This is a genomic window from Comamonas sp. BIGb0124 (assembly GCF_003752175.1).
Lineage (GTDB): Bacteria > Pseudomonadota > Gammaproteobacteria > Burkholderiales > Burkholderiaceae_C > Comamonas_F.
In genome coordinates, this window is the sequence record NZ_RJVF01000009.1 from 215685 (window position 1) to 227050 (window position 11366).

11 protein-coding genes are annotated in these 11366 nt (G+C 67.6%); 8 read left to right on the forward strand and 3 right to left on the reverse strand.

Annotated features, from left to right (window positions below; genetic code table 11):
* The first annotated feature begins 63 nt into the window (after positions 1 to 63).
* Both EC845_RS07185 and EC845_RS07190 read left to right on the forward strand, forming a co-directional pair.
* A complete protein-coding gene (locus EC845_RS07185; protein ID WP_123297940.1) occupies positions 64 to 933 on the forward strand; it encodes an acyl-CoA thioesterase II in 870 nt (289 codons plus the stop codon).
* Positions 934 to 1026: 93 nt separating this feature from the next.
* Complete coding sequence (locus tag EC845_RS07190; protein ID WP_123296667.1) at positions 1027 to 1815, forward strand: enoyl-CoA hydratase; 789 nt, start codon at positions 1027 to 1029, stop codon at positions 1813 to 1815.
* A 130-nt stretch (positions 1816 to 1945) separates the two neighbouring features.
* On the opposite strand, the gene htpX is transcribed toward EC845_RS07190, so the two are convergent.
* Both htpX and EC845_RS07200 read right to left on the reverse strand, forming a co-directional pair.
* Positions 1946 to 2827 (reverse strand): protease HtpX, encoded by an 882-nt coding sequence (gene htpX, locus EC845_RS07195; protein WP_123296669.1) that lies wholly within the window; start codon positions 2825 to 2827, stop codon positions 1946 to 1948.
* Positions 2828 to 3031: 204 nt separating this feature from the next.
* Complete coding sequence (locus EC845_RS07200) at positions 3032 to 3859, reverse strand: DUF3025 domain-containing protein (RefSeq protein ID WP_123296671.1); 828 nt, start codon at positions 3857 to 3859, stop codon at positions 3032 to 3034.
* 167 nt (positions 3860 to 4026) lie between these two features.
* Between EC845_RS07200 and EC845_RS07205 the strand changes: the two genes are divergently transcribed.
* From EC845_RS07205 to EC845_RS07230, 6 genes are all read left to right on the forward strand, one after another.
* A complete protein-coding gene (locus tag EC845_RS07205; protein ID WP_123296673.1) occupies positions 4027 to 5304 on the forward strand; it encodes a putative zinc-binding metallopeptidase in 1278 nt (425 codons plus the stop codon).
* A gap of 43 nt (positions 5305 to 5347) precedes the next feature.
* Positions 5348 to 6502: a DUF3182 family protein gene (locus EC845_RS07210; RefSeq protein WP_123296675.1), complete on the forward strand. Its 1155-nt coding sequence runs from the start codon at positions 5348 to 5350 to the stop codon at positions 6500 to 6502.
* Positions 6486 to 7259 carry a S9 family peptidase gene (locus EC845_RS07215; protein WP_123296677.1) on the forward strand — a complete coding sequence of 258 codons (774 nt, stop codon included), beginning with the start codon at positions 6486 to 6488 and terminating at the stop codon, positions 7257 to 7259. The genes EC845_RS07210 and EC845_RS07215 overlap by 17 nt, the downstream gene beginning before the upstream one ends.
* An 80-nt stretch (positions 7260 to 7339) precedes the next feature.
* The gene (locus EC845_RS07220) at positions 7340 to 7996 is read left to right on the forward strand and encodes a response regulator transcription factor (protein ID WP_123296679.1); all 657 of its coding nucleotides are present in this window, start codon (positions 7340 to 7342) and stop codon (positions 7994 to 7996) included.
* Positions 7996 to 9513 carry an ATP-binding protein gene (locus EC845_RS07225; RefSeq protein WP_123296681.1) on the forward strand — a complete coding sequence of 506 codons (1518 nt, stop codon included), beginning with the start codon at positions 7996 to 7998 and terminating at the stop codon, positions 9511 to 9513. Before EC845_RS07220 ends, EC845_RS07225 begins: the two co-directional genes overlap by 1 nt.
* A gap of 97 nt (positions 9514 to 9610) precedes the next feature.
* Positions 9611 to 9979 carry a YgiW/YdeI family stress tolerance OB fold protein gene (locus EC845_RS07230; protein WP_123297942.1) on the forward strand — a complete coding sequence of 123 codons (369 nt, stop codon included), beginning with the start codon at positions 9611 to 9613 and terminating at the stop codon, positions 9977 to 9979.
* Between the two features lie 74 nt (positions 9980 to 10053).
* Here the strand turns inward: EC845_RS07230 and pyrC are convergent, their stop codons facing one another.
* Entirely contained in the window at positions 10054 to 11133 is a 1080-nt protein-coding gene (gene pyrC, locus EC845_RS07235) for a dihydroorotase (protein WP_123296684.1), read from the reverse strand.
* Between the last annotated feature and the right edge of the window lie 233 nt (positions 11134 to 11366).

Consider the following 11366-nt stretch of genomic DNA (forward strand, 5'->3'; position numbering starts at 1 on the left):
CTGCCACTGGCAACGGCCGGCATGGTGCCGCTCTTTCGATCGCTCATCCAGGGGAACCTCGACATGGACACTCCGCTTTCCTCCCGGCCGCCCGACACCGAGGCGAGCCGTGCCGGCCACAGTCTCGACCGGGCCCTGCGGCTCGAGCCGACTCCGGGGCAACCCGATCGCAGCACAGGCAGGACCAGTCCGGAATACTGGAACATGGTGGGACCTTTCGGCGGCGTGACGGCCGCCACCGTGCTGAAGGCCGTGCTCGATCACCCGGAACGCCTGGGCCTGCCGGTCGCGCTCACGGTGAACTTCGTCGCGGCGATCGCAGAGGGCGCCTATGCGGTCGAAGTCCGGCCGGTGCGCACCAATCGATCGACCCAGCATTGGGTGATCGAGATCTCCCAAGTCGACGAAGCGGGCGTATCCCATGTGGTGCTCACCGGAACGGCCCTGACGGCCGTGCGCCGCGACACCTGGAGCGAAGCGGAGCTGGGCATGCCGAAGGTGCTGCCGCCCACCGAGGTGTCACGCGCCGCCAGTCCCGCCATCGAATGGTTCAACCGCTACGAGCTCAGGCCTCTGGTGGGCAACGTGCCTGCGCAGTGGGACGGCAGCCAGCACGACAGCCTCAGCCAGCTGTGGGTGCGCGACGACCCGCCGCGCGCGCTCGATTTTCCGGCCCTGGCCGCCATGGCCGACATCTTCTTTCCACGGGTGTGGCTGCGCCGAGCCGTCCATACGCCGGTCGGAACCGTTTCGCTGACCGTCTATTTCCATGCCGACGAGGCCATGCTGGCCCGTGCCGGCACGGACTGCCTGCTGGCCCAGGCCCGGGGGCAAGGCTATTTCAAGGGCTTCCACGACCAGACCGCACAGCTGTGGAGCACAGGCGGAGATCTGCTGGTCACCACCCACCAGGCGGTCTACTACAAGGCGTGAAGCCCGCGAGCGCACCTGGGTGTCGCGCAGGCTCTAGACTTGCGGCCCTGGCCCCGTGCCCTTCTTCCAACCCCGAACCGAACTGCATCCATCATGAGCGACATCCTGCACGACCTCAGTGGCGGCGTACTCACGCTGACCTTCAACCGCCTCGACAAGAAGAACTCGCTGACCAGCGCCATGTACCAGGTGCTCCAGCAGGCGCTGGACACCGCGGCATCGGACGATGCGGTGCGCGTGGTGGTGCTGCAGGGCCATGCCACGGTGTTTTCTGCCGGCAACGACATCGGCGATTTCCTGCAGCGCGACCCGGCCGAACCGCCGGCGGGCGGCGAGGCCAGTCCTCCGCTGGCGGTGTTCGGTTTCCTGCATGCGCTGGCGCGTTTCCCCAAGCCGCTGCTGGCGGCGGTATGCGGACCGGCCGTCGGCATCGGCACCACCCTGCTGCTGCACTGCGACCTGGTCTACGCAGGCGACAACGCCGCTTTCTCGATGCCGTTCGTGAACCTGGGTGTCTGCCCCGAGGCAGCCTCCAGCCTGCTGGTGCCGCAGATGATGGGCTACCACCGGGCCGCCGAAGCGCTGCTGCTGGGTGAACCCTTCATGGCCGAGGCCGCACTCGAAGTCGGCCTCGTCAACCGGGTGCTGCCGCCCACCGAAGTCAACGCCTATGCCCAGCAGCAGGCCCGCAAGCTGGCCGCCAAATCGCAGGCTTCGCTGATCGAGACCAAACGCCTGCTGAAAAAGGGCCAGGTCGATGCCGTGCGTGAACGCATCGATGAAGAAGGCGCGCTCTTCGGCCGCCTCATGGCCGGTCCGGCCGCACGCGAGGCCTTCACGGCCTTCATGGAAAAACGCAAGCCCGATTTTTCGGGGCTTTGAGCGCGGAGGGGCTTGGACGGTCGAGGGTGAGGTCCCCTCATGAAAAAAGCCTTGCTCCCCTGCAAGGAAGGGACACAAGGCTTTGTCTGCACGCCGCGCGGCAAGCCCCAGGGCCTGCCGCCGCACGCGCTCAGCGCTGCTGGGCCTGCTGCAGTGCGGCGATGCGCTGCTCGATGGGCGGGTGGCTGGAGAACAGCTTGCCGATGTTGCCGGTGATGCCCATGGCGTCCAGGCTCTTGGGCAGCTCGCCGGGATGCACGCCGCCCAGGCGGGCCAGGGCGTTGATCATGGGCTGCTTGCGGCCCATCAGCTGTGCGGCTCCTGCGTCGGCACGGAACTCGCGCTGGCGGCTGAACCAGGCGACGATGATGGCCGCCAGGAAACCGAGCACGATGTCGAGCACGATGGTGGTCACGAAATAACCGATGCCGGGACCCGACTGCTGGTTGTCGCTGCCGCGGCGCAGGAAGCCGTCGACCAGGTAACCGATCACGCGGCTGAGGAACACCACGAAGGTGTTCATCACGCCTTGGATCAGGGCCATGGTGACCATGTCGCCGTTGGCGACGTGGGCCACCTCGTGACCGATCACGGCCTCGATTTCCTCGTGCGTCATGCTCTGCAGCAGGCCGGTGGACACCGCCACCAGCGACGAGTTCTTGAACGCGCCGGTCGCAAACGCGTTGGGCGCGCCCTCGAAGATGCCGACTTCGGGCATGCCGATGCCCGCACGGTCGGAGAGCTTGCGCACGGTCTCGACGATCCAGGCTTCGTCCGCGTTCTGCGGCTGGTTGATGATGCGCACGCCTGCGGTCCACTTGGCCATGGGCTTGCTGATGAGCAGCGAGATGATGGCGCCGCCGAAACCGATGACCAGGGCAAAGCCCAGCAGGGCGCCCAGGTTGAGGCCGTTGGGCGTGAGGAAGCGGTTGACGCCCAGCAGGCTGGCGACAATGCCCAGCACCGCGACCACCGCGATGTTGGTCAGGACGAATAAAGCGATACGTTTCATAAAGGGGATGACTCCGAAAGTCGTCTACGTGGGTCGTGCAGGGGCCTGCGCCATCAAAACAGTCCAAAACCGGGAGAGCGGTCAGGACTGGCGCGATGGCGCGTTGTGACGTCAGATGGCACCGGCTGCGCCGAATTCAAGCGGCGTTGCCCGTGCCCGTGGGGAGAGCGCTGCGTGTTGTTCTGGGCTGCAGGGATGCAGCGCTTATGGGCGGCTTCGCCTCGCGGGTCTGAAAACCGAGGCGTCATCATAAAAGGAATTTTGCTTGTTGTCGGCCCACCAGCCTGGCACACCCAGCACCGGCAAGGGCGAGAACGGCTTGCCGGCCAGGGTTTCCGGGCGCAGGCGAGCCGCCAGCCGTGCGTCGACCCGGCGTGTGTCGCCCGGCAAGGGATGCTCGTCACAGGGCAGGGCGAGCACATGGGCCGTGATGGCCTTGCGGGGATGGACCAGTTTCTCGAGCAAGGCGTGGCCGAACAGCACGAGGTCGGCCTGCTGCCAGAGATCGCGCTGCGTGACGAAAAGTGTTGTCCAGTCGTGAGCACGCAACGACTGCCACAGCGGTTCGATCACCTGCGGCGGAGCCAGAAGCACGGCACCGTTCTCGTCGAACAGCGTGATGGCATCGCGCAGCGGACCGCGCGGCGCGGCGGCGGGTTGCGTGGCGATGGCCTCGGCCTGCAGCCGGTTGAGCTGGCGCTTGCTCTGCGGGAAAACATGCCAGCACAGTCCGTTGAAGAAATCGTGCAGACCTTCCCTGACCGGGCACTTGCCCGTCTCTGAAATAAAACTTTCGTAGGCCCGACCGGCATCCAGCTCGGCCTGCGGCACAAAACCGACCGGACAGTCGGGCAATTGCTGCAGGGCCTGCAGCGTGCCCGATCGCGCCGCCGCGTCCGCCAAAGGGACTCCCGCCTGGCGCCAGGGCTGCAGCCAGGGACGCTGCCAGTCGATGGTGGCATAAGGGGTGGGCCATGCCGTCGCGGGCGTGGACGCACCGTCGCAGTGCGTGGGGTCAGGGGGTGCAGGCATGGCGGCAGGCCTCAAGTCGGCAGTTTTGCCTACAAGTCGGGAAGGGAGACGGGCGGCATTATCCCAGTCACAGATTGGATGCGCGGCACGGGCCGTTCCGTGCCGTGCCCATACCCGAGGGCGCTGCTGGCGCCAGCCGGGCGATCCAGGAACACACGTGCCTCATCATGACCTTCGATTCGTCCTTTTCCCCGCTTGAACCCTCTGTCCGACGGCGTTTCAACTGCCGCTGCGGCAAACCCGTCTTTTTCCGCAACAGCCTGTGCATCGCCTGCGGCACCGCGCTGGGCTTCGATCCGGTTCGGGGCGACATCCTCTCGCTGGCGCCGGGGGCCGAGGAAGGAACCTGGATCGAGGACGGGGCGGCCGGCCCGTCCCCCGAGGTCTACCGCCGCTGCGCGAACTTCGACACCGCCGCCTCCTGCAACTGGCTGTTGCCGCAGTCGCCCGAACACGTGGCGCGGGATGTCTCGGGCACGCCGCTGCAGCAGCGCACGCTGTGCATCGCCTGCGCGCTCAACCGCCAGATTCCCGACCTGAGCAATGCTGTTCATGCCGCCCAGTGGGGCAAGATCGAAATGGCCAAACGCCGCCTGGTGTCGGCTCTGCTGGCCATGGGGCTGCCGGTCGACTCCCGGCTCGACCAGGACCCGCAGCGCGGCGTGGCTTTCGATTTCATGAGCGACCTGAACGGACAGCCCCGGGTGCTGACCGGTCATGCCGATGGCCTCGTCACCCTCAACATCGAGGAGGCCGACGACGTCAAGCGCGAAAAGGCCCGCGCTGCCATGCACGAGCCCTATCGCACGCTGCTGGGCCACCTGCGCCACGAGATCGGCCACTATTACTGGGACCGGCTGGTGGCCGGCAGCGACTGGCTGGAGGACTACCGCAGCCTGTTCGGCGACGAGCGAGCCGACTATGCAGCCGCTCTGCAGACCCATTACGCCCAAGGCCCCGCACCCGACTGGCCGCTTCATTACGTGAGCGCCTACGCCAGCACCCATCCCTGGGAGGACTGGGCCGAGACCTGGGCCCACTACCTGCACATGGTCGACACCTTCGATACGGCGATGAGCTTTGGCCTGTCGATGGAGGAATCGGACATCGAGTACGAGCCCTTCACGGCCGACATGCTGTATCGCCCGGAGGCTGCCGATGCACCGGCCTTTCTCGAGTTTCTCAATTCCTGGACACGCCTGTCGGGCGTGCTCAACGAAATCTCGCGCAGCATGGGCACGCCGGATTTCTATCCTTTCGTGTTGCCGATCGAGGTGGTGCGCAAGCTCCAGTTCGTGCATCTGCTGGTGCAGTCGGCGCGGGTCGTCGCCCGCCAGCCGGGCACGCCGCTCGATACCGCATCCGAATCGGTGACGCCGCCTCCGCCCCCGTCGGCGTCTCCGGACGCCTCCGCACAGCCGGTACCTGAAACGACCGGCGGCTAAAAGCACATCCGCCGTTCCGATCCGCACGTCACAGGAGTTCGTCATGACCCGCTGCCCCGTGATCGATACCCGAGTTCCAGCCGATGACTGCCCGCCGGCCGAGCGCCCGCAGGTGGTCTATCTGCCGCAAGCCGACACGCCCGCCCATGAGCGCGTGGTGCATGGCGAATTGGCGCGGCGCATTGCGGTGCTGTGCGGATGGGACTCCGCGGCCCCCGGAGCACCGGCCCGCGAGGGCGGGCCGCCCCGGTACATCGTCCCGGCTGCGACGCTCGACGATCCGGCCGAAGCGGCACGGCTGGGCATCCGGGGCGAGACCGACCTCTTTGGCGGTGTCGTGCCCCACCCCTTCGTGGCCACCAAAATCATCACCCATGACCTGGTCGACGACCATGCCGGCGCCATCGCCGGCTGGTCCGGCGAGTTCGCGCGGCGCGTGGCGCCCGTGGTGCTCAACGGTTATTCGGTTTTCACTCGTGCAGATGCCCGGCGTGCCGGCGAGCGCCTGCTGAAAGACGGCGAGGTGCGCCTGAAGCCCGCTTGCGCGCGAGGCGGGCGGGGACAGACGGTGGTGCGCACGGCGGCCGAACTGGAACATGCGCTCGCTGCGATGGAAGAATCCGAGCTCGCCGAAGGCGGACTGGTTCTCGAAGAAAACCTCGAGGACGTCGTCACCTTCAGCGTCGGGCAATTGAGGCTGCCGGGTTTCGTCGCCAGCTACAGCGGCACGCAGAGCCTGGCGCCTGACAATCGCGGCGAGATGGTTTATGGTGGATCCGAGCTGCATGTCGTCGCCGGGGATTTCGAGCGGCTGCTGGCTCTCGAGCTGCCGCCCGATGTGCACCGGGCCGTCGAGCACGCCTGGCGCTACGACCAGGCGGCCAGCGAGTGTTATGCCGGGTTCTTTGCCTCTCGCCGCAACTACGACGTGGTCCAGGGGCGCGATGCACGGGGCGAACTGCGCTGCGGGGTGCTCGAGCAGTCGTGGCGCATCGGCGGCGCCAGCGGCGCAGAGGTGGCCGCGCTCGAAGTGCTGATGCAGGGCGACGTCGACGCCGTATCGGCCAGTGTGGTCGAGCGCTATGGGCAGGATGTGTCCGTGCCCGAGGGTGCGCGTGTGCTGTTCCAGGACAACGACCGGGCCGTCGGTCCGGTGACCAAATACACGGTGGTGAAAGCTTATGGGAACGCAGAGTGACAAGGTCGAGCTGAAGGTCGGCGACGAACGCATCGCCGGCACGTTTTTGCATCCGGATGCCAAGGTGCCGGGCGTGCTGTTCGTACACGGCTGGGGCGGCAGCCAGCAGAGCGACCTGGCGCGTGCGCGGGGCGTGGCCGGCCTGGGCTGCGTGTGTCTCACGTTCGACCTGCGGGGGCACGAGAAGACGCGTGCGGAACGCCAGCGTGTCTCGCGGGAAGACAACCTCAAGGATTTGCTGGCCGCCTACGACAAGCTGATGGCGCATCCCTGGATCGATTCGTCGGCCATTGCCGTGGTGGGCAGCAGCTACGGCGGTTATCTGTCGGCCATCCTGACCACGCTGCGCCCCGTGCGCTGGCTGGCCCTGCATGTGCCTGCGCTCTACCGCGACACCGAATGGACGCGTCCCAAGGCCTCGCTCGACCGTCAGGACATCGACCGTTACCGCCGCTCGGTGGTCACGTCGGACGAGAATCGGGCGCTGGGCGCCTGCCGGCGTTTCAAGGGCGATGTCCTCATCGTCGAGGCCGAGCGGGACGATTACATTCCGCACCAGACCATCATGAATTACCGGGCCGCCTTCGTCGAGTCCCATTCGCTGACGCACCGCATCCTCGACAACTCCGACCATGCCTTGACGGGCGAGGTCAGCCAGGCCGCCTACAACGGCATCCTCATGCGGTGGATCACCGAGATGGTGATCGGTGCGCGCACCGGCGGGCAGGCCTATGTGCAGGAACCGCGCGCGGCTTGAACCGCATCCACGGCGCGGCGGCTCGCCGGGCAGGGCAGGGGCTTCAGCCCGTCTTCATCCCGGGCTGATACGCTAGCGGCATGCGTATCCTGCTCGCCGAAGACGATTTTTCCCTGGGTTCGACACTGCGCGAGTGGCTGCAGCTCGACGGCCATGCCGTCGACTGGGTGCAGCGCGGCGACCTGGCGCAGGTGGCGCTGCGCACCCAGGACTACCAATGCATCCTGCTCGACCGCGGCCTGCCGGGCCTCGAGGGCGACGCGCTGCTGCGCGAGCTCCGGCAGGCCCGCAGCACCGTGCCGGTGCTGATGATCACTGCGCGCGATGCACTCGAGGACCGCGTCCAGGGCCTGGACATGGGGGCCGACGACTACCTGGTCAAGCCGTTCGATCTGGAGGAGCTGTCGGCCCGCATCCGTGCCGCCGTGCGCCGCAGCAGCGGCCAGCCTTCCGTATCGCTCGGCTACGGCGATGTCGAGCTCGATCCGGCCGCCAAACGCGTGTCGAAAGCGGGTGTCGCGGTGGCCTTGACGGCACGCGAGTACGCGGTGCTGCACACCCTCATGCAGCGCAAGGGGCAGATCGTGGCCCGTGAGCAACTCGAGGATGCGCTCTACGGCTGGGGCGAGGAAGTCGAGAGCAACGCGATCGAGGTGCATGTCTACCACCTGCGCAAGAAACTGGGCGCCGAACTCATCACCACCCTGCGCCGCCAGGGCTACCGGCTGGGGGCCTGATGCTGCGTTCCCTGCTGGCGCGCTGGCCCCTGCGGCGTGGGCGCAGGCCGCGCACCGCGCCCGCATCCGGTCCTGCGCCAACCGCTGCCAAGATTGCGGACCGTCCCTATTCGCTGCGCCGCCGCCTCATCGTCACCACCGTGGGCAGCAGCGTGGTCTGCTGGCTGGTGAGCCTGGCCATCATCGTCGGCACGGCCTGGCAGGAGACCAGCGATGTGTTCGACGACACGCTCGAAGAGGCCGCGCGCCTGGTGGCCGTGCTCAGTGCCAGCATGCAGCAGCGCGGCGAACTGACCGGCGACGGCGATCTGGTCGGCCGCGCGGGGCGCCAGCGGGTGCGCCTGTACTACCAGGTGGTCGGCGAGCGGGGCGAGGTGCTGCGTCGCTCGTCCCAGGCCCCCCGGCGTCCTTATGTGGAGCGGATCGACGAAGACCGGGATTTCTACAACGTCTGGTCGGACGGCCGCACCTGGCGCGTCCATGTGCTGCATGTGCCCGACGCGGGTTTTTATGTGCAGATCGCGCAACCCTGGGACACACGCACCGAACTGCTCGAGGAAATGGGCGAACGCCTGGTCTGGCCCGCTCTGGGCTTGCTGGCGTTGCTCGGACTGCTGAACTGGCTGGCCATCCGCCAGCTTCTCCGCCCGCTCGAACGCATGGCCGGGGATATCGGCCGCAAGTCGCCGGGCGACCTGTCGCCCGTTTCGCACCGCGGGCAGGCCGACGAGCTCAGGCCCATGGTGGATGCGCTCAATGGCGTGCTGCAGCGACTGTCGGAAGCCCTGAGCACCGAGCGCCGGTTCACGGCCGATGCGGCGCATGAACTGCGCACCCCCCTGGCCGCCCTGCGCATGAAGATCCAGCTGATGCAGCGGACGCAGACCGCACAGGCCGGCGGAGTGGACACGGGTGCCCCGCTGAAGGCACTGCGCGACGATGTGGACCGCTGCACGGCACTGGTCGAGAACCTGCTGGCCCTGGCGCGCCTCGATCCGCAGCAGCCCGGCAGCCTGCCGTTGAAGCCCACCGACGTGCACGCCTGGGTGAACGCCGCCGTGGCCGACTGCACTCCGGCTGCACAGGCCAAGGCCGTGTCCCTGACGGTCGACGTGCAGGTCGAGACGCTGCCCATGCACCAGGAGCTGATGCGCAGCGCCTTGCGCAACCTCATCGACAATGCCGTGCGTTATGGGCACGCCGGGGGGCAGGTGAGGGTCGAGGTCGGCCTCGCCGCACGCACGGAACGGCGGCATCTGCCAGGCCTGCGGCCCGCTGCGCAACGCCGCGCGTGGGTGGTGGTGCTCGACGACGGGCCGGGTGTCTCCGAGCAGGACCGGGCCCGGCTGACCCAGCGCTTCTTCCGTGCCCTGGGCACCAACGAAACGGGCAGCGGGCTGGGCCTTTCCATCGTCGAGCGCATCGCCGCTCTGCATGGCGGCGAGGTGCGCCTGGCCACGGGCCTCGAAGGCAGGGGCTTGTCCGTGACGATCGAGTGGCCGTGCGAAAACACCTGAAATCAAGCGGTTTATGCATCAGGCCGTCTTCATGTTGAAGCGCTCCAATACCTCTCATGGCCTGTTCGCCATGCAAGCAAGATTCAGGAGTTCCATCATGAAATACACCCCGACCGCCGCCGCCGGCCTCACCGCATTCGTCATCGCCGTCGGCGGTTTTTCCGGCCATGCGCTGGCCCAGTACACCGGTCCCAGCAGCGTGCCCGTGATGACCGTGCAGCAGCTTCAAGAGACGGGCAAGGACGATCAGAAGGTCATCCTGCGCGGACGCATCGTGTCGCACGACGGCGGCGACCGCTACACCTTTGCCGACGACAGCGGCCAGATGCGCGTGGACATTTCCAAGCGCCGCTTGCCGCAGGGCCAGGCGTTCAACGAGCAGACGCCGGTCGAACTGGTGGGCGAATACGACAAGGATTTTCGCTCGGCCGAAGTCGATGTCGACGAGGTGCGCCTGGTCCGCTGATCGGCCGCTCGCCTGCATCGACGCAGCACCGCCACGCCCGGGCCGGCCGGGCATGGCGGAAGCGCCGGGCGGTGTCAGTCCACCAGACGCCAGCTCAGCGTTTCGCCGCCGCGCAGCGGCTTGATGGTGGTGTTGCCGAAAGGCAGCTCTTCCGGCACGGTCCAGGTTTCGCGCCTGAGCGTCACCGTGTCCGTATGGACGGGCAGGCCGTAGAAGGCCGGGCCGTTGAGGCTGGCAAACGCCTCGAGCTGCTCGAGCCTGCCGGCGCGGTCGAAGGCCTCGGCATACAGTTCGATGGCCGAGTAGGCGGAGTAGCAGCCCGCGCAACCGCTGGCGTGCTCCTTGAGCCGCGCCGCGTGGGGCGCACTGTCGGTGCCCAGGAAAAACCGGGGGCTGCCGCTGGTGGCCGCCTCGACCAAGGCCAGGCGGTGCTTCTCGCGCTTGAGGACCGGCAGGCAATAGAAGTGCGGCCGCAGCCCGCCCTGGAACAGCGCATTGCGGTTGTAGAGCAGATGCTGCGGCGTGATGGTCGCGGCGGTGTAGCTGCAGGCATCCCGCACATAGTGGGCGCCTTCCTCGGTGGTGATGTGTTCGAACACCACCTTCAGCTCGGGAAAGTCGCGGCGCAGCGGGATCATGATGCGTTCGACGAACAGCGCCTCGCGGTCGAAGACATCGACGGTGGGATCGGTCACTTCGCCGTGGATCAGCAGCAGCAGGCCGTGTTTCTGCATGGCCTCCAGCGTGGCGTAGGTCTTGCGGATGTCGCTCACGCCGTGGTCGCTGTTGGTGGTCGCGCCGGCCGGATAGAGCTTCAGCGCCACCACGCCGGCAGCCTTGGCCTGGGCGATGTCCTCGGGGGTGGTGTTGTCGGTGAGATACAGCGACATCAAGGGCTCGAAAGCCGAGCCGGGCGGGATCGCCGCCTGGATGCGTTCCCGGTAGGCCACGGCCAGTGCGGCCGTCGTGACCGGCGGGCGCAGGTTGGGCATGATCAGCGCGCGGCCGAACTGCCGGGCCGAGGCCGGTACCACGTCGGCCAGCACGTCGCCGTCGCGCACGTGCAGGTGCCAGTCGTCGGGGCGAGCCAGAGTGATGCTGTCGGGGCCCTGCGCTGCCGCAGGCGTGGAAGAGTCTTGAGGGGCGGTCGTCATGGGTCCGCATTGTCGCATCGCCACTGCCCGGGGTTAACCCCCTGCACAGTCCAGGGCGACCTTCGTATCATCGCCCGGGGCCAGATCGCGCGCCTCACGAGGGCCGGACGATGCCGGAGCCGTTTCCGGGAGCCTGCGTGGCCCCACATCGCCCGCGCCTGCTGCGGCCGACCCGGCCGTGCTCCATTCCTGCGTTGCCGCGCTTGCCTTCCCAGCGGGGCCGCGTGCGTTTT